The organism is Brevibacillus gelatini, from assembly GCF_003710935.1.
In the GTDB taxonomy this organism is placed as follows: Bacteria; Bacillota; Bacilli; order Brevibacillales; family Brevibacillaceae; genus Brevibacillus; species Brevibacillus gelatini.
The window spans coordinates 14,745-37,232 of the sequence record NZ_RHHS01000052.1; the positions used below are offsets into that span (position 1 = coordinate 14,745).

19 protein-coding genes and 1 riboswitch are annotated in these 22,488 nt (G+C 53.0%); of the genes, 10 read left to right on the forward strand and 9 right to left on the reverse strand.

The features are described 5' to 3' along the window. Nucleotides 1-24: 24 nt before the first annotated feature. Nucleotides 25-1,143: a glutamate 5-kinase gene (gene proB, locus EDM57_RS20175; RefSeq protein ID WP_122906488.1), complete on the reverse strand. Its 1,119-nt coding sequence runs from the start codon at nucleotides 1,141-1,143 to the stop codon at nucleotides 25-27. Between the two features lie 374 nt (nucleotides 1,144-1,517). After that, the gene (locus EDM57_RS20180) at nucleotides 1,518-2,132 is read right to left on the reverse strand and encodes a hypothetical protein (RefSeq protein ID WP_122906489.1); all 615 of its coding nucleotides are present in this window, start codon (nucleotides 2,130-2,132) and stop codon (nucleotides 1,518-1,520) included. Between the two features lie 197 nt (nucleotides 2,133-2,329). Between EDM57_RS20180 and EDM57_RS20185 the strand changes: the two genes are divergently transcribed. The 4 genes from EDM57_RS20185 to EDM57_RS20205 all read left to right on the forward strand — a co-directional run bounded on the left by EDM57_RS20185 (nucleotide 2,330) and on the right by EDM57_RS20205 (nucleotide 6,673). After that, nucleotides 2,330-2,746 carry a hypothetical protein gene (locus tag EDM57_RS20185; protein ID WP_122906490.1) on the forward strand — a complete coding sequence of 139 codons (417 nt, stop codon included), beginning with the start codon at nucleotides 2,330-2,332 and terminating at the stop codon, nucleotides 2,744-2,746. A 169-nt stretch (nucleotides 2,747-2,915) separates the two neighbouring features. Next, a complete protein-coding gene (locus tag EDM57_RS20190) occupies nucleotides 2,916-3,641 on the forward strand; it encodes an ABC transporter ATP-binding protein (protein WP_122906491.1) in 726 nt (241 codons plus the stop codon). Further along, nucleotides 3,634-5,301 carry a putative ABC transporter permease subunit gene (locus tag EDM57_RS20195; protein WP_122906492.1) on the forward strand — a complete coding sequence of 556 codons (1,668 nt, stop codon included), beginning with the start codon at nucleotides 3,634-3,636 and terminating at the stop codon, nucleotides 5,299-5,301. The genes EDM57_RS20190 and EDM57_RS20195 overlap by 8 nt, the downstream gene beginning before the upstream one ends. A 259-nt stretch (nucleotides 5,302-5,560) precedes the next feature. Further along, on the forward strand, nucleotides 5,561-6,673 hold the full coding sequence (locus tag EDM57_RS20205; protein WP_122906494.1) for an S-layer homology domain-containing protein: 1,113 nt from the start codon (nucleotides 5,561-5,563) through the stop codon (nucleotides 6,671-6,673). A 326-nt stretch (nucleotides 6,674-6,999) separates the two neighbouring features. Here EDM57_RS20205 and EDM57_RS20210 read toward each other — a convergent pair whose 3' ends face one another. The 3 genes from EDM57_RS20210 to EDM57_RS20220 all read right to left on the reverse strand — a co-directional run bounded on the left by EDM57_RS20210 (nucleotide 7,000) and on the right by EDM57_RS20220 (nucleotide 9,218). Further along, on the reverse strand, nucleotides 7,000-7,464 hold the full coding sequence (locus EDM57_RS20210) for an RNA 2'-phosphotransferase (RefSeq protein ID WP_246005865.1): 465 nt from the start codon (nucleotides 7,462-7,464) through the stop codon (nucleotides 7,000-7,002). Nucleotides 7,465-7,818: 354 nt separating this feature from the next. Beyond that, complete coding sequence (locus EDM57_RS20215; RefSeq protein ID WP_122906496.1) at nucleotides 7,819-8,283, reverse strand: SMI1/KNR4 family protein; 465 nt, start codon at nucleotides 8,281-8,283, stop codon at nucleotides 7,819-7,821. Continuing rightward, the gene (locus EDM57_RS20220; RefSeq protein WP_148039129.1) at nucleotides 8,280-9,218 is read right to left on the reverse strand and encodes a phage tail family protein; all 939 of its coding nucleotides are present in this window, start codon (nucleotides 9,216-9,218) and stop codon (nucleotides 8,280-8,282) included. Before EDM57_RS20220 ends, EDM57_RS20215 begins: the two co-directional genes overlap by 4 nt. A 496-nt stretch (nucleotides 9,219-9,714) precedes the next feature. On the opposite strand from EDM57_RS20220, the gene EDM57_RS20225 reads away from it, so the two are divergent. The 6 genes from EDM57_RS20225 to EDM57_RS20250 all read left to right on the forward strand — a co-directional run bounded on the left by EDM57_RS20225 (nucleotide 9,715) and on the right by EDM57_RS20250 (nucleotide 19,039). Further along, a complete protein-coding gene (locus tag EDM57_RS20225; protein WP_122906498.1) occupies nucleotides 9,715-12,123 on the forward strand; it encodes a 3-hydroxyacyl-CoA dehydrogenase/enoyl-CoA hydratase family protein in 2,409 nt (802 codons plus the stop codon). Between the two features lie 19 nt (nucleotides 12,124-12,142). Further along, the gene (locus EDM57_RS20230; protein WP_122906499.1) at nucleotides 12,143-13,321 is read left to right on the forward strand and encodes an acetyl-CoA C-acetyltransferase; all 1,179 of its coding nucleotides are present in this window, start codon (nucleotides 12,143-12,145) and stop codon (nucleotides 13,319-13,321) included. Nucleotides 13,322-13,357: 36 nt separating this feature from the next. Then, the gene (locus EDM57_RS20235; protein ID WP_122906500.1) at nucleotides 13,358-15,136 is read left to right on the forward strand and encodes an acyl-CoA dehydrogenase family protein; all 1,779 of its coding nucleotides are present in this window, start codon (nucleotides 13,358-13,360) and stop codon (nucleotides 15,134-15,136) included. A gap of 158 nt (nucleotides 15,137-15,294) precedes the next feature. Further along, a complete protein-coding gene (locus EDM57_RS20240; RefSeq protein WP_122906501.1) occupies nucleotides 15,295-16,830 on the forward strand; it encodes a spore germination protein in 1,536 nt (511 codons plus the stop codon). Beyond that, nucleotides 16,827-17,927, forward strand: coding sequence for a GerAB/ArcD/ProY family transporter (locus EDM57_RS20245; protein ID WP_122906502.1), 1,101 nt, complete (start codon nucleotides 16,827-16,829; stop codon nucleotides 17,925-17,927). The genes EDM57_RS20240 and EDM57_RS20245 overlap by 4 nt, the downstream gene beginning before the upstream one ends. Further along, nucleotides 17,924-19,039, forward strand: coding sequence for a Ger(x)C family spore germination protein (locus EDM57_RS20250; RefSeq protein ID WP_122906503.1), 1,116 nt, complete (start codon nucleotides 17,924-17,926; stop codon nucleotides 19,037-19,039). Before EDM57_RS20245 ends, EDM57_RS20250 begins: the two co-directional genes overlap by 4 nt. Before the next feature lie 55 nt (nucleotides 19,040-19,094). On the opposite strand, the gene EDM57_RS20255 is transcribed toward EDM57_RS20250, so the two are convergent. The 4 genes from EDM57_RS20255 to EDM57_RS20270 are packed head-to-tail and all read right to left on the reverse strand — an operon-like array spanning nucleotide 19,095 to nucleotide 22,161. Further along, nucleotides 19,095-19,607 carry a 1,2-dihydroxy-3-keto-5-methylthiopentene dioxygenase gene (locus EDM57_RS20255; RefSeq protein WP_122906504.1) on the reverse strand — a complete coding sequence of 171 codons (513 nt, stop codon included), beginning with the start codon at nucleotides 19,605-19,607 and terminating at the stop codon, nucleotides 19,095-19,097. A gap of 17 nt (nucleotides 19,608-19,624) precedes the next feature. Continuing rightward, nucleotides 19,625-20,278: a methylthioribulose 1-phosphate dehydratase gene (locus EDM57_RS20260; protein ID WP_122906505.1), complete on the reverse strand. Its 654-nt coding sequence runs from the start codon at nucleotides 20,276-20,278 to the stop codon at nucleotides 19,625-19,627. A gap of 3 nt (nucleotides 20,279-20,281) precedes the next feature. Further along, on the reverse strand, nucleotides 20,282-20,950 hold the full coding sequence (locus EDM57_RS20265; protein WP_122906506.1) for a 2-hydroxy-3-keto-5-methylthiopentenyl-1-phosphate phosphatase: 669 nt from the start codon (nucleotides 20,948-20,950) through the stop codon (nucleotides 20,282-20,284). Further along, the gene (locus tag EDM57_RS20270) at nucleotides 20,947-22,161 is read right to left on the reverse strand and encodes a 2,3-diketo-5-methylthiopentyl-1-phosphate enolase (protein WP_122906507.1); all 1,215 of its coding nucleotides are present in this window, start codon (nucleotides 22,159-22,161) and stop codon (nucleotides 20,947-20,949) included. The genes EDM57_RS20265 and EDM57_RS20270 overlap by 4 nt, the downstream gene beginning before the upstream one ends. 110 nt (nucleotides 22,162-22,271) lie before the next feature. Next, a riboswitch (SAM riboswitch) is annotated at nucleotides 22,272-22,420 on the reverse strand. Between the last annotated feature and the right edge of the window lie 68 nt (nucleotides 22,421-22,488).

The following is a 22,488-nucleotide window of genomic DNA, read 5'->3' on the forward strand; positions in this document are numbered from 1 at the left end:
CTCTCTTTTTCAGTAAAAAGCGGTTTAAGTTAAAAATGCTTTCGAGCGTGCCGGGGTCCATTCATCACGGTGTATCACGGTACCGCTGCGTCGCGTCAATCCGGAAGGTGAGAGAGATTCCAGAAGCTGGGCCGCGCCGTACCTGCTGACGCCCCTGCCGATCAAGGTGCCTTCGCAATACACCTCGATCACCTCGCCTTCCTCGAACATCCCCGAGACATCGCGGACGCCCGCCAGAAGCAGGCTGCGGCTTTTTTCCAAAATCGCCTCCGCCGCCCCGCTGTCGACAGTAATCTTGCCGCGAACAGGGGAGTGGAGCGCAATCCATTGTTTGCGCGTGGAGACGCCGGCTGATACTGGCGCTTCGGGATGATAGCCGACGTAGGTGCCGTCACCGTTTCCTTCCAGCACCTTGACGAGATCAGCCGATTGCGCCAATTTTCCGATAAAGCTCGGAATCCCCAAGCCTTGCGCCGTTTTCGCGGCGATCAGCTTCGAGCGCATACCGCCCGTGCCGAGCTGTGACGCTCCTCCTGCCAACGCCTCGATTTCCTCTGTCACCTGCTCAAGCGAGTCAATACGCCGGGCGTCTGGATGGTGGCGCGGGTCTTTGTCGTACAGTCCGTTCGTATCGGTGAGAATCATGTACAAATCAGCGTGGACCAGCCCGGCGACCAGCGCGCCGAGCATGTCGTTGTCGCCAAAGGTCAGCTCCGCAACCGATACGGTGTCATTTTCGTTGATGATCGGCAAAATGTTTTTGTCCAAAAGCAGCGACAACGTCTGAAAAGCGTGCTGATAGCGCTCGCGATCCGAGAAGTCTCCCCGCGTCAACAAAATTTGCGCCACGCTGAGGTGATGGGCTGCGAACATTTGCGTATACGTCTGCATCAGCAGGCTTTGCCCGATGGCTGCCGCGGCCTGCTTGGCAGCGAGAGAGCGGGGGCGCTGCTGGTAGCCAAGCAGTTGATAGCCGCTCGCGACCGCACCCGAGGAAACGAGCACGACCTGGTGCCCGGCTTCGCGCAGCTTGCTGATGGCAGAGACGAGCAAGGACATTTTCGCCGGGTCCACCCCACCGCCCGCTGCGGCAATCGAACTGCTGCCGACTTTGACCACCACTCGCATTTTTCCCTTCTTCATGCCTTGACCTCCTAGCACTCACTTGTATCCATGTAAAAAAGCAATAAAAAAAGCCCAATCGTCTCTTTGTTAAGGACGAAAGGGCATGTTAGCCTTACGCGGTACCACCTTAATTGACGTTTGCCGACAGAAAATACCCGTCAAGTCGCAAACATCCAGCTCTCTTTCTTTGATAACAGGTGAAAGAAACCTGTCCAGGTCTTCCCTGGATGCTCTGGGGTGGGTTCAAACCGATTCATGGACGAAATCTCTCAGCCGCCGGATTTCGCTCTCTGGACCTGAAGGGCGGTTTTACTGTTCCCCGTCATTGCCGCTTGCTATGCGCTTGTTAATTCACTATTATTCGTCGGGCATATAAGAAATGTCAAGAGAAATTATTGAAATTGTTCGCTGCCATATGCGCCCGCTCTCGACTTGATCTCGAACCGTTTCGTCTTCTGGTCGCGAACGAGGCGGTATTGAAGCGTCTGGTCGGAGGCAAAAGACGGGTCGGTTGCGTTCTGGACCGTCACGTTCAGTTCGCCGTTTTCTTTGGCGACAGTCGTATTGCGGACGGAGATCAGGACCGGGTAGTCGACGCGCGGGATCGCAATGTACAGCTTTTCCTTGACGAGCTTCGTCGTCAGCTTGTCGTACATGGAAAGTGCCAGCGGCTTGCTCCAAAAACGTCCAAAGTAATTGACGATTTTATCCTTGCTGTCAAATCGCTTCGGCAGCTCGCGGAACACCAGCCCATCCTCGTAGATCGTCTTGCCCTTGGCGTTGTCGAGCGCGGCGAAGTACACTTCCTCCAGCAAATGCTCGGCACGGTTGAGGAACAGGACGACATCCATTTTGTTGTCGCCGAGCTTCTGAATTGCAGACAGCTTCACGGGTTTGTTCCGGGCCTTCGTCTTGCTTTTGCTCTCTTCCTTGCCGGGAAGGGCACAGCCTGTGACGATCAGGGAGAAGGACAGAAAAATCATCCACTTTTTCCAGTTGGTTTTCATCGCGCACCTCACTTGAAAAGCCGTTGTTACCTGTTAGCATGTGTGGCCAAAGAAAAAAATAACCAAGTGAAAAGGAGCCAGTTGCAAAACAGCCGTCATGTTCGGGAAAAAGGAAACAGGATAGGGGTTGTCTGACACCCGGATTATGTCTATCATGAAGAGAGTTGTGCAGATCGAACGATATGAGGTGAACATACATGTTTGGATTTGGAAAAAAAGCGAAAAAGCCGGATGGCATTGACATTTTGATTATCAAGACCGTCGAGGCGAAAAACCGCAACTTTTACCAGGTTGCTTTTCCAAGCGTAGTAGCAAACGATATCTTGTCCATGCTGCAAAAGCTGGAAAAATCGAAAATCAACAAGCAGGAATTTTTGGGAGAGATCGGCGGATTCCGCATCGTGACACACCTGGAAGCACTGACCAGCTACGATGTGCTCGATGACGCCGATATGGAAGCACAGCCTGTACAAATCGCCGATTTTGCGAACATGCTGCTGCGCCGCCTGGAAGCGCTGGCGGAGAGTGGCAAGCTGGGTGAATCCGAGGATTTGGCATTCATCATGGGCGAGCTGACCATGCTGCGCGATGGAAGCTTTCTCCCGCTAGAGTAGATATGGTTGTGTGTTCAAGCTGATTTTTGCGCTGGACAAAAATGCGTGATGAGCCGTTGGGAAACTGACGGCTTTTTTGCGTATCCGCAACTTTTTGGGAGTGCGGGCGTATAGCATAAGGTGGAATCTTATGGAAATGAAAAGACGATAAGCAAAAGGAGGGACGGGCATGATTGAGCTGATAAATGTGACGAAAAGCTACAATGGAACAAACAAAGCGGTCGATCAACTGAATCTCACGGTGCCAAATGGAGAAATATTCGGGTTCCTTGGCCCCAATGGCGCAGGGAAGACGACCACGATCAAGATGGTGACGGGAATTATCCGCCCGGACCAGGGCGAGATCACGATTAACGGAAAAAACATCGCGACACAGCCGCTTGAGGCCAAGCAGCAATTTGGCTACGTGCCGGACAGTCCGGACCAGTTTTTGCGGCTGAAAGGGCTGGAGTACATAAACTTCATGGCCGATATGTACCAGGTGCCAAAAGACGTGCGCGGGCAGCGGATTCTGGAGCTGGCGAGCCGCTTTGAAATGACGAGTGCGCTCGGCGATCCGATTCAGAGCTACTCGCACGGGATGCGGCAAAAAATCATGATAATGGGTGTGCTTGTCCATAACCCAAAGGTGTGGATTCTCGACGAGCCGCTGACCGGACTCGATCCCAAGGCGTCATTTACGCTAAAGGAAATGATGCGGGAGCATGCCGACAGTGGACGAACGGTATTTTTTTCCACACACGTGCTGGAAGTGGCAGAAAAACTGTGTGACCGTGTCGCGATTATCAACAAGGGGAAAATTTTGTTTTGCGGCACTTTCAAGGAGATGCAGCAGCATTTTCAGTCGGATCATTCGCTGGAAAGCCTGTTCCTGGAGCTGACGAAGCATGAGTAAAGTCCTGCTGTTATCCAAAGTGCTGTTAAAAAATGCGGAATCGATCTGGGGGGCGAAAAAAGGAAGCGGCTGGAAGAAGCTGTTGCTTGTTTTGGCGCTCGTCATCGGAATTATCCCAATGATTCTCGGGGCAGTCGTCTTTCTTTCCGCGATGTACGACGGTCTTGCGCTGATCGGACAGGAAGGGGCGCTGCTTGGGCTAGGATTTACAGTGGCTTCGCTGGCCATTTTCATCTTCGGGATTTTGTACGTCCTGAGCGTGTTTTATTACTCGCAGGATGTCGAGCAACTGCTGCCGTTGCCGCTTCGGCCCGCGCACATTTTGGGAGCCAAATTCGTTGTCGCGCTCTGCTACGAGTATCTTACGGCACTGGTCTTGCTGGGACCGCTTTTGGTAACATACGGGGTGAAAAGCGGGGGAGGCATTGTGTACTACCTGTTTGCCGTCCTCATTTTTTTGGCTGTGCCCATCGTGCCGTTAGTGATGGCGGCTCTTCTTGTCATGCTGTTCATGCGCTTTACGAACGTGGGCAAAAGCAAGGAGCGCTTCCGGCTAATCAGCGGCCTGTTCGCGATCTGTCTGGCAGTCGGGTTTCAAATGTTCGTCCAGCGCCAGTCGAGCGGCGGGGTAGACAGCCTGGAACAGTTGCAGCAAATGATTGCGAGCCAGGAGAACGCGCTGTTGAATCTGGTGACGCAGTTTTTCCCGGCGGGCAGGCTGGCCGCGCTCGCTTTGCAAGATGGTGGCACACTGGAATCGCTCGGCTTTTTGGCCGCTTTTTTCCTCGTGGTTCTTGCCAGTCTTGTCGTCTTTCTTGTGGTCGGAAACAGTTTTTACTTCGCGGGGGTCATGGGGATCAGCGAAGCCGCAGCCAAACGAAAGGCGATCGGAAAGACGGCTTTTCAAAAACTCGTGAAGCAGCGCTCAAGACTACTGTCTTACTTCTGGAAGGAATGGAAAATTCTTTGGCGGACGCCCGCCTTTTTGCTGAACTGCACGCTCTCTAGCCTGCTCATCCCGATCCTGGCCTTGCTGCCTGTGCTCGCCCGTCGGGATAGCGGAGAGTTGCTCGCGCGCCTGCAAGCGTCACTGCAGGGCGAGCATGCCGGGGCTGTCAGCCTGGCGATTGCCTTCGCGGCGATTCTGCTGCTTGGCGCTCTTAACAGTACCTCGGTTACGGCGATTTCCAGGGATGGACAAGGGTTCTTTTACAACAAGACATTGCCGATTTTGCCTCAGCACCTTTTGCTGGCAAAAGTCATGCCCGGCATCATCCTCAGCATGGTGGGCATGCTGGTGCTGCTGGCCGAAGCTGTCTGGCTTCTGTCGCTGTCCGGAAAGTTCATTTTTTGGGCGGCCCTGTGCGGGATTCCAGGCGTAATTTTCATCAACCTGATCGGCATCATGGTCGACCTGCACCTGCCCAAGCTGGTATGGAGTTCGGAACAGGAAGCGGTGAAGCAAAATTTCAATCCGCTGTTTTCGCTGCTCTTCGGCTTGGTGACGGGAGGATTGGTTGCCGTGTGTGTGATGTATGTGGAGGCTTCCCTGTTCGCAACGGCGCTGGGGCTTTTCGCTCTTTTTGCCCTGTTGGACGTTGCCATTTACCGGATGCTTGTTGTCAAAGGGCCAAAATGGCTGGAAAATATTGAGGATTGAGGATAGTCAGGCTGCTTCTGGAAGCGGTTCTTCCCGTGCCGGAGTGCGGCTTTTTTCACTGGATAAAGGCAAATGAGGGACATTTGGGGAAAACGGGGTATAAAGAAGTGCGCGATCCATCCCGATACATGAAAGGGGGATCATTGTTGTCCGAGACGAATGTCGAGTCCGGGACATTTCTGCCCAGGAGAGGGCAGGAACATCTACATAGAAAAGGGGTAAAGATTCTGGCAAACGAAGAAAGGAGTATGCGTAAAACATGAAGCGTTTTGCTCTCTGTTTTCTCATGGCGTTGCTGCTCGTGCAAGGGATATGGACGGGCGGGGCACATGCTGCAGGTGTTTTCGATGACACCCAAGGACACTGGGCAGAGCAACAGATTGAAGAACTGGCAAATCTGGGGATTGTGAAACGAAACAGCAAGCACGCGTTTTATCCGAACAACCCGATCACCCGCGGCGAAGCACTGGCATTGCTCAACCGCGTATTTGAGACAGCGTACGGCTCGCTTGAGCAGCCGCAGCGAAAAAACAATCTGGACCACCGCTATCTGCTCCGGGGGGAAGTAGAACAGCTGTTGGTCAATATGAAGGCGATTTGGCAAGTTGAAACGAACGCTCTTTCCAGCTACGATCCTGGCGACCGGATGCTCTATTACTTGCATCTCGCCGAAAGCGGACAACTGCTCAGAAAGCAGCAGAAAGAAAATCCTGACTGGTGGCTGTCCAGCGAAGCCATGCAGCGGCCTTTGTCCAGGGAAGAGGCCAGTCTGATCTTGTTCCATGTGCTGGCTCCGCAAAAATTCCGGACGGCCAATTTGAAGCCGCAGGACGCCGTTACTTACTTCAACAGCTTTTACGAGTGGAAGCAGGATCGGTTCTACCGTGATACATACTCTCCGTACCCGCTGGCTATCCGCGAGTTCCAGCTGTTTTTGACAGAAAAGACGTTTTCACCCGAGAGGATCATGACCCGTGCCGAATACGCCGTCGTCATGAAGCGACTGCTCGATTATTACCGCACCGATATAGCTGCCCAGTTCCGCGGAACGTTGGTTCAGCAGCAAAAAATCGCACAGTTGTACTTGCGCTCGGCTCTTTTCGCACTGGAGAAAAACAATCAGGCCCGTCTGGCGGCAGTGTTCGCTCCCGAAACTTTACAAACAATGGCGACGCTTCCGCAAGTGCCGAAGTACAACGGCCCGATGACGCTTACGAGCAAGGCAGATAGCAACGACCCGAAAATCCTTTGGCTGATCGGCCACTATCTCGATCCGGTAAACGGAGACTTCCAGATCGAGTACAAGCTGGAGCCGGATGCGTCCAGTGCTTTTGGGCGGAAAATCATTGCGGTGCTTTATTCGGAAAAATAGGCGGGTGCCAAGGTATAGGTGGCTGTCTAATAAGTAAGTCCAAAACCAAAAAAAATGGGGCGGGAAACGCAATTGTCCCCGTCCCATTTTTTTGGTTCTTTTGTTTTGGGTGGAAAGTGGTGAGGTGATACTCGCTACTTTCAGTGGGGTGTGGGCCAAAGCCACAATCCCAAACTCGGTGTGAAACTGCCCTGGCACGAGCAAGGAACCGATGGAACGGCCGATTGCCCTTGATGTGACCGAGCACGTTTTCAACCTCGACTTATACATTCGGCACTACCCCCACCAAAAAAAACCTCAAAGGCATGAAGCCAGCCAAGGTTAAATTAAGCGAATCGAGTTTGTTCTACAGAAATATATTGAGATGGAACATAATCTGCCAACCAAACTAAATTGTTGCCTTGGTAAAATTTCACCCCGTCACGTGCAGCATTTCCTGCCTGAATTTTTAATAGTATTGGTTTTGAATCCTTACGTTTTCCCACCATGTTGGCTGTATGAATATCAACAGACATATGAACGTACTGCCTTGCCATTGGTTTAAGCCCCTCATTCCTAATGCGTTCAAATAGATGCCTAGATGTTCCATGAAAAAGGATTGATGGTGGAGTAGCTACAGTTTTTAATATTTTTTGAGGAGTTGAATGACCATAAAGTGCTCTAATTTTACCATTTAAAATCTCATGTCGTTTCTTAGCTGAATTCTCAATCATATTAACGATAACTTGCTCGTCTACAGATTCCCACTGTTTATTTCCTTGCTTAATTTTAATAAGTCCAGATTTAATCATCCTCCACATTGCGTAGTTCTTCGCTGAAATAGCAAGAATTAGGGGAATATGTGCAATGGTTTAACGAAACAAGGATTCACTCAACATTGTACTGTTTATCCATTTGTTTACAAACAGGAGGCAGTTTTTAATCAGCCCCTAAGTAACCCTTGATTTCATCAGCTAGTTCAAGCACTATCCGCCAATCAGGTGAATTTCTAACTGCATTAACAATCCAATCCAAAAAAGCTCATTCCCTAATCATGGTTCAAGAGGGGAAAGAGCTTTTAAAAGTTTATCAAGAGTTTGAACGGTCTTGCTTTAATATGTAAACTTTAGATATGTTTTTTGGTAAAAATTCCAACATAATATTCATTAATCTTTCTTTTTAAATATATTTTTGTCTTTTGTATACATTCCTACTAAGAAATCGGTAAACGAATCTGCGATTTTGTAAAAGTCGTCTTGATCACTACTCTCAGAATAAAAATAAACTGGAGGATTATCACCCTCATTAAATTTGAAAAAGCAAAACATACATCCTTGACTCATCCAAAAAACAAAGTCATTTTCTGTTAAGTTCTTAGAAAAGTCATTTTCCTCCAGTAATTCCCGCCCACCTTCATTTATAATGAATAATTCATCCATGAAGCAAGAATGGCCTCGTAAAAAAGTATGTTCTGTACCTCTACCCATTGTTTTAAGGAATTCAAGATATGCTTCTGGAAATTTCTTACCGTCAATCATTTTTTGTAAATATGTCAAATCCTCATCGGTACATGGAATCATCGGTATCCCATCATTGTTTAGCAAACAGATAAAATTAGATAGATACTTCATTCTATTTTTCTCCTTTTGGTAATACCTCCACACGCGTCACTGTAATGTTTGGAAATTCTAGTTGGAACTGATCCAACTAAATCTATACAGTTGTCACAGTAGGGGCGTTCAGAAATAATCTCTATTTCACCTTTAATATTTGGATTGTCTTTATATTTGGTTCTTAAATATCCAACGATTTTCTGCTCTGTATGATTAGTAAATTCTGATATAGGACCTTGATGCTTATATTCATCCGGTTGTGGAGGCTTAAAGTTCCCTTTGTTGAAATAATCTTTGTCAGTAAACTTACCACTAACACTTTCTAAATTTATTATATCATCTCCGATTTTCCCCTTTGCAGCTGCAACGTTTCTCGTTTTACCTGCAGTGTATTTAATTCTTAGTTGATCAATTAAATCCTTATCAGCTTGTGTTGCTGTCCTAAATTCTCTTTTTACTACGGGGTTCCCCGTCGCCTCAACCCCAGAACTCGCCCCCCGCTTCAACGCCCCGCGAACCCTCTCAGCACCTTTCGCCAACCAGGACGTCCCTACGGAAAAAGCTCCGCCCAGTGCTGCCCCAACCGCAAACGACTCCAACGCCTGGCCTCCATCCGGCGTCCGGCCGTCCCACAGCTCCCGCAGCGAATAATCAATATATCCCGAGGTTCCCCCCATAAACATCGCCGAGCCAAGCCCTACGGTCGTTTGTCCGCCCGTCAGCGGCACAACCGCTCCTCCGCTAATGCCTGCAACGGGGCCGAAAATCGCTCCGCATACCGCGCCGATCACGGCCCCTTGGGCGGCGCTTTTGATATACGCGGACGGACTGCTCGCCTCCCCGTTGATGAGATCGTTCGAGGCGGTCATCACGACACCGCCTATCGCTCCCAAAGCTGCCCCAACCGCTGCCGCTCCAATCACCGCACCAGCGCCAAACGTCGCTACCGTCAATGCCACTGCCCCAACAATCGCCACAGCCCCGAGCACGCAAAGGGCCAGCTTTCCCCAATCAAACGGCGGTTCCGGGGGTGGGGGCGTTCCTTGCTTCGGCTCGTCGTCAAACGCGGGAAACGTCGTCCGATCCCACCCTTCCACGTGAACGGCTGTCCCCAGGAAGACAGCACCTTGTTGTTTTGCAAAAAGCAGAAACAGTGGCAAGTGGCGATTGCAAATGACAGAATTTTCGTTTACAATAAAACTGAACGGTGATTCAGTCGGGAGCAGCCAAACATCTCAAGGCGGGAAGCAAAGCCAATGCGTGGGATGTATTTTTTGGCCAACAAAATGAATGAGCATTCATTCAACAAAAGCATGAGCCTGCTCATACAGGAATATGGTAAAGAATAGTAGAACTTATAAAAATATCTACTAGTCTGAAAATTAAGCGAGTAAGACAGCATTCGTGACTATGCCTCGACAGAGGTTCCCTAAAAAGGAGGATTTGAAGATGGAACGCAAAATTCGCAAAGCGGCGGTACTTGGCGCGGGCGTCATGGGTGCCGGGATTGCCGCGCATCTCGCCAACGTCGGAATCCCTACTTATTTGCTGGACATCGTACCGCGTGAGCTGACGGCGGACGAGAGCAAAAAAGGGCTGACCCTGGCTGATCCCGCAGTGAAAAACCGCATTGCACAGGCAGGCAAAGACAGGCTTCTCAAGGAAAAGCCAGCCCCGCTCTACGATAAAAAGAACATCGAGCTGATAACAGCAGGCAACTTCGAGGACCATTTGCCACTGCTCGCCGAAGTCGACTGGATCATCGAGGTCGTCGTGGAGAACCTCGAAGTGAAGAAAAGCGTGCTTGCGCAAGTCGAAGCACACCGCAGGCCCGGAACGATTGTCTCTTCCAATACGTCTGGCGTTTCGATCAACGAAATGGCAGAAGGCCGCTCAGACGACTTCCGCAAACATTTTCTCGGCACGCACTTTTTCAACCCGCCGCGCTATTTGAAGCTGCTGGAGCTGATTCCCGGACGCGATACCGACCCGGCCATCGTCGCCTTCATGAAGCACTTTGGCGAGCATGTACTCGGAAAAGGAATGGTCATCTGCAAGGACACGCCAAACTTCATCGCCAACCGCATCGGTACATACGGATTGCAGGTTTCGATCCACGAGATGGTGCGGCTTGGTCTTGGGGTAGATGAAGTCGACGCGCTGACAGGCCCGGTAATCGGCCGTCCGAAGAGCGCGACGTTTCGCACGCTGGATGTCGTCGGGCTGGACACGTACGTCCATGTGGCAGGTAACGTCCGCAACAAGAGTACGGACGAAACCGAGCGTGCCATCTTTGAGGTTCCGGATTTCGTTTTGCAAATGGTCGAGAAGCGCTGGATTGGGCAAAAGGCCGGGCAAGGCTTTTTCAAACAGGTGAAATCGGCGCAGGGCAAAGAAATTTTGGCGCTGGACATCAACACCTTGGAGTATCGCCCGAGCGTAAAGCCGAAATTCCCGTCGCTCGATGCAGCGAAGGCGGCGAAAACGCTGCCGGAAAAGCTGCGGGCGCTCGTGTACGGCAAGGACAAGGGCAGCGAGTTTGTTTGGAGCGTCTTCAAAAAAGTGCTGCTGTATTCGGCTGAAAAGGCTTACGAGATCGCCGACGACATCGTTGCGGTCGACCAGGCGATGAAGTGGGGCTTCGGCTGGGAGATGGGGCCGTTTGAGACGTGGGATGCCATCGGCGTGGAAAAATCAGTGGCGCGGATGCGCGAGGAAAACGAGCGGATTCCCGCACTGGTTGAGGAACTGCTTGCAAGCGGCAAAACCTCCTTTTATCAGAAGGCAGAAGGCAAGCGCCAGGTCTTTTCAATCGGCGGCGTCTACAAGGGCATCGAAGAAAACAAGGAAAACATCAACCTGGCCGCGCTCAAGGAGCAAGGCAAGCTGATTAAGAAAAACGCGGGCGCTGCCCTGATCGACCTTGGAGATGGCGTCGCGTGTCTGGAGTTCACTTCGCCGCACAACGCGCTCGGACTGGATGTATTGCAGATGGCGAACCAGGCGGCAATAGAAGTGCAGAAAAACTTCGCCGGACTAGTCATCGGCAATCAGGGCAAAAACTTCTGCGTCGGGATGAACCTCGCGATGGCACTGATGGAGGCGCAGGATGAAAACTGGCTGGAGCTTGACATGCTCGTCAGCAATTTCCACAAAGCAGCGAGAGCGATTCGCTACATGCATCGCCCGGTCGTGGCAGCACCGTTTGGCATGACGCTCGGCGGCGGTGTCGAGGTCACGTTCCTGGCCGACCGTGTGCAGGCAGCGGCGGAGACGTACCTTGGGCTTGTCGAGGTCGGCGTCGGGCTTTTGCCAGGTGGCGGCGGCACGAAGGAGATGCTGTTCCGGGCGATGGAAAACGTGCCGGAGGGCGGCAGCGTGCCAGTCGATCCGTTCCCGTTTGTCGCCAGAGCGTTTGAGACCATTGCCATGGCAAAAGTTTCGACCAGCGGCCAGGAAGCGATCAACCTTGGCTACTTGCGGCCGACGGACAGAATCAGCATCAACTCCGACCATCTGTTGTACGATGCGAAGCAGCTGGTGCTTGCGATGGACAAAGAAGGCTACACGCCGCCGCAGCCGCGCAAAATCCGCGTCATCGGGGAGACAGGCTACGCTAACTTACGCCAAAACATTTATGCGATGAAAAAGAGCGGATACATTTCCGAGCATGACGAGCTGATCGCATCGAAAATCGCCTACGTCATGTCTGGCGGCAACGTGCCGGCGGGTACGGAAGTGACCGAGAGCTACATTCTGGAGCTGGAAAAGCAAGCGTTTCTCTCGCTTATCAAGACGCCGAAGACCCAGCAGCGGATGCAGCACATGCTGATGAAAAACAAGCCTTTGCGCAACTAGAAAGAAGGAGGGTAAAACGATGAGAGAAGCAGTAATCGTCGCAGGGGCCCGTACTGCGGTCGGCCGAGCGAAAAAAGGAAGTCTCAAAGACGTGCATCCCGTCGACATGGGGGCAGCCGTCGTAGCGGATTTGCTTCGCCGTGTTCCGCAACTGGACCCGGCGGAAATTGAGGACGTCATCATGGGGACGGCCGTGCCGGAAGCGGAGCAGGGCATGAACATGGCGCGGCTGATCGGACTGCGCGCCGGACTGCCGACAAACGTAGCGGGCATTACGATCAACCGTTTTTGCTCCTCCGGCTTGCAGACGATTGCCTATGCGGCGCAGCAGATTATGGTCGGCAGCTCGGACGTCGTCGTGGCAGGCGGAGTGGAGAGCATGAGCCTCGTGCCGATGCTCGGCCACAAGATCGCGCTCAACCCGACCCTGGTGGAAACGATGCCAGAGGCGTACATGAGCATGGGGCATACAGCAGAAGAAGTGGCGCGGCGCTACCATGTGACTCGCGAGGACCAGGACGTGTTCGCCCTGCGCAGCCATCAGCGCGCGGTCGCGGCCATCAACTCGGGCAAGTTCCAGGACGAAATCGTTCCTTTGACGGTGAAGCAGTACACGGTAGACGAAGCCGGAGTGGTGCATATCCGCGAGCGCATTTTTGACAAGGACGAAGGTGCGCGCCCGGATACGACCATGGAGGCACTTGCCAAGCTGAAGCCGGTTTTCCACGTGCAGGGCACTGTAACTGCCGGGAATTCTTCGCAAACGAGCGACGGCGCAGCAGCGGTGATCGTCATGTCAGCCGACAAAGCGGCAGAACTGGGCGTTCAGCCTATCGCCAAGTTCCGTTCCTTTACCGTTGGCGGGGTGGACCCGGATGTCATGGGAATTGGTCCGGTCGTCGCGATTCCGAAGGCGTTGAAACTGGCGGGAATCAGCCTGGGCGACGTCGATTTGTTCGAGCTGAACGAAGCGTTCGCGTCCCAGTCGATTGCGGTCATTCGCGAGCTTGGCCTGGACCCGGAAAAAGTAAACGTCAACGGCGGCGCTATCGCCCTGGGCCATCCGCTCGGCTGCAGCGGCGCGAAGCTGACTGTCTCGCTGCTGAATGAAATGAAGCGCAGAGGCGGCAAGTACGGCGTCGTGACGATGTGCATCGGCGGAGGCATGGGCGCCGCAGGCGTTTTTGAAATGATCTAGCACGTATGTCCATTTTCATAAAAGGAGAGGGATAGCATGGCAGATACGAAAGAATTGATCCGCGGTGGAAGCTTTTTGATTGACGCAGGTTCGGCTGACGATATGTTCGTGCCGGAGGAGTACAACGACGAGCAGAAAATGATCGCGAAAACGACAGAGGACTTTGTCGTCAACGAAGTTCGTCCGCATCTGGAAGAATTGGAAAAACACAACTTCGACATTTCCGTCCGTCTGCTGAAAGAAGCAGGGGAGCTTGGTCTGTTGGCTGGCGATGTGCCGGAGAAGTACGATGGACTTGGCCTGGACAAAGTCAGTACGGCTCTGGTGACTGAAAAGTTTTCGCTGGCGCGCGGCTTCGCAATTAGCTTCGGCGCACATGTGGGCATCGGTTCGCTGCCGATCGTCTACTTTGGAAACGAGGATCAGAAGCAGCGCTATTTGCCTGATCTGGCGTCCGGAAAACGGCTCGCAGCCTATTGCCTGACAGAGCCAGGCTCCGGCTCCGACGCCCTGGGAGCGAAAACGACAGCGACACTTTCTGCTGACGGCAAGCACTACATTCTTAACGGTGAAAAGCAATGGATCACCAACGCCGGTTTTGCTGACGTATTTATCGTCTACGCGAAAATCGACGGCGAAAAATTCACGGCCTTTATCGTCGAGCGCAACTTCCCAGGCGTGTCGTTTGGGCCGGAAGAAAAGAAAATGGGGATCAAGTGCTCTTCGACCCGCACCGTCATTTTGCAAGACGTGCCAGTGCCAGTGGAAAACCTGTTGGGCGAGCCGGGCAAAGGCCACGTCATCGCCTTCAACATCTTGAACGTAGGCCGCTACAAGCTGGCAGTCGGTGCAGTCGGCTCCGCGAAAAAAGCGCTGGAGCTGGCGACAAACTACGCGAAGGAGCGGAAGCAGTTTAAGACACCACTCGCCAATTTCACTCTGATTAAAAACAAACTGGCGAACATGGCAATCAAGACGTACGCCGCAGAAAGCTCCGTTTACCGCACAGTCGGCCTGTTCGACATGGCACTGAGTCGACTGGGCGAAAAAGCAGATGACGGTGCAGAAGTGGCGAAGGCGATTGCCGATTACGCTATCGAATGCTCGATCAACAAGGTGTTTGCCACAGAGGTTTTGGACTACTGCGTGGACGAAGGCCTGCAAATCCACGGCGGATACGGCTTCATGTCCGAGTACGAGATCGAGAACATGTACCGCGACTCGCGGATCAACCGGATTTTTGAAGGCACGAACGAGATCAACCGACTGCTTATTCCGGACACGTTGGTGAAAAAGGCAATGAAAGGCGAACTGCCGCTTATGCAAGCAGCAACGAGCCTGCAAGCCGAACTGATGAGCTATTACCCGGAGGAGATCGAGGAAGCGCCACTTGCGGTCGAGAAGCATCTGCTCAACATGACACGCAAAATCATCCTGATGGTGGCAGGCTCTGCGCTGATGAAATACCAGCAAGCGGTTGCCAAGGAGCAGGAGCTTTTGGCTTTTGCTGCCGACATGCTGATCGAGCTGTACGCGATGGACAGCATCGTGAAGCGCACGGAAAAAGCGATTGCGGCAAACGGTCTGGAAGCGGAGCAGCATAAGCTTGCGATGACAGCGGTTTATGTGCAGGAAGCGTTTGACCGCATCGAAGCGTGGGCCAAAGAAGCGCTCGCTTTCATGGAAGAAGGAGATGAGCTGCGGCTGCGCCTCTCCATTCTGAAAAAGCTGACACGCCGTACGCCGATCAATACGGTTGCCTTGAAACGGTCGATTGCCGATCGCGTCATCGAAGCAGGCGGATACGTGGTGTAAGCCGCAAAGATACGCATAGCGAAAAAAGGAGCGAAGAATCATTCTTTGCTCCTTTTTCTATTGGCGGCTGCTGCGGAATATTGGGCGGGCATGCATATTATTGAAAGTTGTCACGAACGCTAATAGAACATACTAGCAGAGGATGGGAATGGTTCGAGATGACGTTGAGAGGATGGCTGAGAAGAAAAAGGGTATCGGCCAAAGACAGAATTCAGTCGTTTCCTGCCCGCCCTTTGAGCAACAGCCTGAGTGAAAATATCGCCGAACTGCAGAACATATTCACGCTGACCCCTGACCTGGTAATTCGCACGTTTGAAAGCAGTTTTGTTGAAGGGACGGCAGCAATCGTATATTTGACCGGGCTGGTCGACAAAAACTCCATTAACAACAATATATTGCGGCCCTTGCTGAAACAGCAGGCGAGGGGAGATGCAAAAATTCTGGACCGGATCTCGGTGGGGGAGGTCACGGTCGCCTACGATTTTGCCACGGTTGAAAAGGAGATTTTCGAGGGTAGCTGCATCATGCTCGTAGAAGGGCGCAACGAGGCGTTCGTTCTGGAGACACACGGCTGGCCGCAGCGGGCGATCGAGGAACCGCAACTGGAAGCAGCCCTGAAGGGTGCCCACCAGGGCTTTGTGGAGACAGCGATTCAAAATATTGCTCTCATCCGCCGTTACTTGCCCAACCGGGAATTGAAGATCAAGGAGTTTTTGGTAGGGGACAGGGGGGCTACCCGGGTGTCGGTCCTGTATTTGCGGGATGTCGTTCACCCGGAGGTTTTGCAGGAGATGGAGGACCGGATCAAGCTCATCAGGATTGACACGATTCTCAATTCAGGCGAGCTGGCGGAGCTGATTGAAGACAACCCGTTTTCCCCTTTTCCGCAGTTCATGGTAACGGAGCGCCCTGATTCGGCAGCCTCGCATATTTTACAGGGCAAGATCGTCGTCATGGTAGACCGTTCACCCAGCGTCCTCGTCGGCCCTGCTACGTTTTCTGCCTTTTTTCAAAGCGTGGACGATTACAGCACGCGCTGGCTTGTCGCGACGTTTATTCGCATGTTGCGCGGGATGGCTTTTCTCATCGCCACCTTTCTCCCGGCTGTCTATATCGCCCTGATTTCGTTCAACTACGAGGTGATTCCGCTCGACCTGATTTTATCTGTGGGGGAGTCGCGGGAGAGAGTGCCTTTTCCGCCTTTGCTTGAAGCGATGATTATGGAGCTGACACTGGAAATGCTGCGGGAAGCAGGGGTCAGGCTGCCTGCGCCGATTGGACAGACTGTGGGGATCGTCGGGGGGATCGTCATTGGACAGGCGGTGGTACAGGCGGGGGTTGTCAGCAACATCATGGTAATTGTGGTCGCGTTTACCGCCATCTCCTCGTTTATTATCCCGAATTCCGATATGGGGGCAGCAGTCCGACTGCTCCGTTTTCTCATGATGGGGCTGGCTGCTTTGTTTGGCATCGTGGGGATTATCGTCGGGCTGATGGGCTTGATCGGCCATCTGATCCAGCTCGAATCGCTCGGTGTCCCGTACGGAAGCCCGCTGGCGCCTGTTCGTTTCAGTGACTGGAAAGATTTCTTTGTGCGCTTGCCTCTCTGGAGCATGAAAGATCGGCCGGTCAGCTCCAGAGTCATTCAATCCAAAAGGCAGGGGGATAACCGCCCAAGAGGAGATGGGAAATGAAAAGGTATGCCTTTAACGAACTGACGGTCTTCCAGTACATTTTTTTGATTCACGGCGCACAGGTAGGGATTGGCGTATTGTCGATGCCGCGCGAGTTGGCGGAGGTGGCAGGGACGGACGGCTGGATTTCGATTATATTGGGCTGGGCCTTGGCGGTGATTGCCAGCCTGCTCATTATCAGCATCATGAAGCGCTATCCCGATAAAACGATCAACGATCTGCTCACACTATTTTTCGGGAAATGGCTGGGCAAAGCATGCATAGTTCTAATCGCCCTCTACTGTGCAGTGGCAGCCGTGACGGTTATTACCCATACGGCGGCGATTATCAATTCGTGGATTCTCTCCAGGACGCCCGGATATGTCGTCACCATTTTTTTGGCGATCCCGTGCTACATGATTATCCAGGGCGGCCTGCGCGTGCTTGGACGCTATGCAGAGCTGATCTTTTATATGACACTGTGGATGCCGGTTGTGCTGATGACGGCAATGCCCCACACGAAATGGCTCTACTTGCTCCCGATTGTGAAGGAAGGCTTAGGACCGATTGTGACGGGAACCAAATCGACGATCTTGTCTTTTTTGGGCTTTGAGCTGGCCTTTTTTCTCTATCCTTTTTTGCAAAGAAAGCAATATGCTTCGCTTGGGATCATCGTGGCCAACACATTGTCGATGCTGATTTTTTTGCACATCACTTTATTTAGCTACACGTTTTTCAGTCCGGATGAAATCACGCAGTATACGTGGCCGACGCTGAATTTATGGAAGGTCATTGAATATCGCTTTCTGGAGCGGATGGATATTATTTTCCTGGCCTTCTATCTGTTCTACTTGTCGACAACCAGCTTTCCTTATCTTTATTTCACGGTCTTCTCGACAAGCCAAATGATGGGGACGGTCGACCACCGCAAGCATCTGGCTATCTTTTTGCTGTTGATCGTCCTGGCACTATGGTTGTATACGCCAAACTTTATCGACCTGAAGAAGCTGACGGAGCTCTGGAGCTTCGGCGGGATTGTGTTTGGCTACGCCCTGCCCGCTTTGGCTGTAGTGCCCATCTGGCTTTTGCGAAGGCCGTCAGAGGAGAGAAAGGCATGAGATTGTATGGGCGAATTCTGCTTCTTTTCTGCATGGTCGTATCCCTGACAGGCTGCGTAGACCAGATCATTCTGGAGGATGCGACGATCACGCTGATGACGGGGATCGATCTCAATGAAAAAAATGAGCTAATCTTCTACTTGTCCAGTCCGGTGTTTAGCAGGGAAGCAAGACTGAATGAAGAGGAGTACGGGGTCAAGGCGGATTCGATGCGCCAGGCGAGAGGAAGGTTTGACGAGATGGCAACAGCTTTGACCCTGTCCGGGAAAATCCAGGTGTTTGTGATCGGAAAAAAACTGCTGGAGCATCCGCACTGGTTCCAACTGATGGACGTCATGTTTCGGGATGCCCGCTTCTCGGTCAATGCGCGGGTGGTGGTTTTTGACGGTCCGCTCGCGGAGTTGTTCGCTTTTGACCCTATAGATAAACCGCGCCTTCCGCTCCACCTCACCAAGCTGATTGATACAGCCAATCAGCGGAACTTGACGGTCAAGACAAGGGTACAGGAATTTCATCGGCAAATGGTGGAAAAAGGAGAGACGGCTGTACTAACGGAAATCAAATTGGACCGTGCTGTCAAGATTATGGGCACGGCGCTGCTGAGACACGACGGAACGTACGCAGGATTGCTTGAGTCCAGAGATACGATGCTTTTGCAAATGTTCTTGCACGAAAGGGAGGGTGAGACTTCCATGACCATTCCGCTTCCGATTCAGGATGACCGCAAGAAAATCGTCAAGGACAGGCTCAGCTTTTTTTTAAGAGGCACCAATCGCGATGTGAAGGTGAGCTATCGCAACAACCAGTTCCGTTTTGACGTGAAGTTGCGATTGCTTGTAGACATCGCTGAAAGGCAGTTTCCATTCGACATGGAAAAGGATTACAAAAAAATGCAGAAGATGATTGTGGAGGAACTGCGAAAAGAGTTCACACGTCTGGTCAAAAAGTGCCAGGAGAACGGGACAGACCCGTTTGGCTTTGGCGTGTACGCCCGCGCCTACGAGTACGAGGCGTGGAAAAAGGTGCAGGATGATTGGGCAGCGGCATTTGCCAAAGCCGATGTCCGTTTTGTGCCGGAGGTGTCGATTAAAAGCAATGGCGTTATCAAGTGAGCCGAAAAAGGAAAAGCACCCTTTCGCCATGGAACGGTTAAGGGTGCTTTCAGTATTAGTAGATGGCTTCCCAGCCCGCAGGTGTGACGAACAGGCGGATTGCCTTGATTTTGCGGTCGTCCATCAGCGTGAAGTAGTGACGGAAGTTAGGCGGTACAGAGATCAGGTCGCCTGGCTCAAGCTCGACGTCGAAGTAGCGTCCGTCTTTGCCCTTGATGGCGAAAATGCCGTGGCCGTCCACGCAGAAGCGGCACTCATCGTCGGTATGATGATGCTCGTTTTTGAATTTCACGAGCAGCTCATCGAGGTTAGGGGTTTGGTCGGAGAGAACGACGATGTCTGCCGTCAGGTAGCCGCGGCGTTTGCTGATTGCTTCGATCTCCGGCTTGAAGGCGTCGAGAATTTCCTGCTTTTCTTCCTCGGTCGGGCTGTAGTTGTCGCGGTGCTTCGGATCGAGGCGGTCTACGCCCCATTTTTCGTAAATGATCTCCTGGCTGTTCAAAAAGGAAATGACTTCCTCCGGTGCGGAAATGTACTCGTTCGTGTCGTGAAAACGGATTTGTGCCATCTTGCATACCTCCTTGATTAATTGGTTGTAGTGGACACGACAGCTTGGCGCAACTGCAGCCAGCGGGCGTGGTACTCGAACAAAAATTCAAATGCTTCCAGGTGGCGCTTTGCCTCAAAGTCGTTGCCGCCCCAGGCGTAAATGCCGTGATTGCGGATAAGCACACCCGGAATTTCCGGGGTGATGACTTTTTCAATCGCAGCAGCGAGTGTCGGAATATCGGCAAAGTTTTCAACAATCGGAACCGTGATCCGGGCGTTTTCCTCCCAAATGCCCAAGCCTTTAATCAGCTCTTGCCCCTGGATGGAGAAGGCGCGCTGGCCGAAGTACAGCTCGGAAATGAGGTTGTTCCAGACCGTGTGCACGTGGAAGCAGGCGCCTGCCTGCGGAAACTTTTGATAGACGACGGCGTGGATCAACGTCTCTGCGGACGGCTTGAGCGAAGTCGCGTCTACAGGGCGGGAATCTCCATCGACCACCAGGTAGTCTTCCGGCGACAGCTTGGTCTTGTCTTTGCCGCTTGCGGTTACGGCAAATTGCAGCGGCTCATCCTGGATTTTGATCGAGAGATTGCCGCTGGTGCCGGGAAACCAGTCCCGGCGGGCAAAGGTCAGCTTGACGTCGTCCAGACGGCGAAAAGCGTCCAGACGTTGTTCGAGTGTTGCGGTCATGGATCAGACAACCTCCTGTTTCAGTTCCGTCAGTGTGCCAATCACGTCGTGGAAGGTCGCAAATGTGCTATGCGAAAGTGCAAGCTCCTTCGCCTTCTCGGCGAGGAAGGAGCGGGCGATGACGTAATCTGCGATTTTTGCGCCAGCCAGGTCCGTGATCGAGTCGCCAATGACGACGCGATAGTGAGTGGCAGGGTCGTAGCGGCGAATGATGGTCGTCTTGCACATGCCGCAGCCGTTTGTGCAGTGCTCGTCGCAGGAGTGCGGCCACGTGATCGTGATGTTCTCGCCGGAGAAGTCACTGCCGTTGCAGTAGATCGGAACACCGCCAAGGTCAAACGGAGCGAGAATCGGCTGGACGAAAAAGTCGATGCCGCCGCTCGTAATCAGAAGCTCGATGCCTTCCTCGCGGCAAAAGCGGACGAAGTCGGCGAAGCCGGGGCGAATCGTAGCCTCCTGGACGATGTAGTCCACAATATCCTGACGCAGCGAGGAGGGCAGCAGCTGAAACAGCTTGCCGACGCCTTCCTGCACACTTATTTGTTGCGATAAAATTTGTTCGGTGATCGCTTCCCATTCGGGGGGAGCGAACTTTTTCACAATCGCGACGATGTTGTCCTTTTCCGTAATCGTTCCGTCGAAATCGCAGAACAGTACGAGCTTTTTGCTCATCGTGCGCCACCCCACTTTTCCAGGGCGACGGCAAGCTCCGGCGATCCGGCAGCGGCTTCGGCCAGACTGTGTCCGGCAGTGACGGCTGCGATCGCATCGACAAACGCCTTCGCTCCTGCTGTTGCGCCGCCGGGGTGGCCGTGGATGCCGCCGCCCGCGTTGACGATTTGGTCGAGGCCAAAGTCCTGATACAGTTGCGGTACGAGTCCGGGATGAATGCCTGCGGACGGAACCGGGAACGAGCGGCGCACGCCCGCAAGCGGTGTCGTCAGGTTTTGGGCGAGCTGCAATGCCTCGGTTTTGTCCAGCGCAACGTTGCCGTACGGGGACGGGAACAGCACCAGGTCTGCTCCGGCGATTCGCATCAAGGTGCCGAGCAGAAGCGGTGTGGCGATGCCGTAGTCAGGCGACGGATAGTACGCGCCTGCGAGCGCCGGGTGCGCCATGATCGGGACGTTGACATCCGGATCGGCTGCCAGACGGTGCAAGGCATCGAAGCCGAAGGCCAGCACGTTGAACAGCAGGCAGTCGGCGCCAGCTTCGACTGCGCGTTTTGCTTTTTCATTCAGCTCGTTGATCGGGCCAGTCAGGTTGGCGGCGTAGAGGACTGGCTTGCCTGTCTCGGCTTCGGTTTCCCGAGCAATCTCTTTGAACGCCCGGATGCGCTCCAAAAACGGCGCGCGGTCGTCTGCGAAGAAAATTTCGTCATCTTTGACCAAATCGACGCCGCCTGCCGCCTGTGCCTTGAATTGCGTTTTCAGATCGTCAAACGGCAAGCCCAGGCAAGATTTGAAAATGCTCATCAGGAGCGGACGGTTATGGGCGTTCAGTCGGCTGCGCAGTCCCTCTATGCCGAACTTCGGTCCGGGAAAAGCCTGGAGGAACGAGTCGGGAAAAGCGATGTCGACCAGCTTGATTTTTCCGTCCATCGAGAGCTTGCCGAAAATTCCGGTCAGAAGCGACGGAATATCGCTGGTGAAGTTGCGGGTCGGGTAGCTGACGGTAATCAGCCCGCGTACATCCCCGTTTTCCAATGTTTCCAGCGGAGTGGCGCTGACCGCTTCGCCCAGGTACGGCGCCAGCTCTGCCTGCTTGGCGGCGGGCAAGTCCGTCCACGAGCCGACCGTCATGCCGACTGCGATGGCAGCCGCTTTTTTGTTCAAGTCTTTGGCTTGGGTCAAATAGGTGACGAGGATGCGTTGCTCACTCATGCTAGTCCTCCTTGGCAGCTTGAAAGCCGTCGTGATCGTTTCGAAACATGTAAAAAAGCCTCCCCACTTGAGCGGGGAGGCGGTTGTCGACTATGAAAACGTCTCGTCTCCTCTCATCTCTCGGGTCAGTAGCCGGAAGCAACAGCTCCGACTCTTATCCGTTGGAATTAGCACCGTTTCGCTATTTCGTCGAACACAAAAAATAGCGCCGGTTGCCGGGCATCATAGGGCCAGTCCCTCAGCCAGCTCGCGATAAGAGTGAATATGGTTCACACGACATCGATCCGTGTGCGATACCCCCATGATATGCCTTCTCGTTTCCCGAGT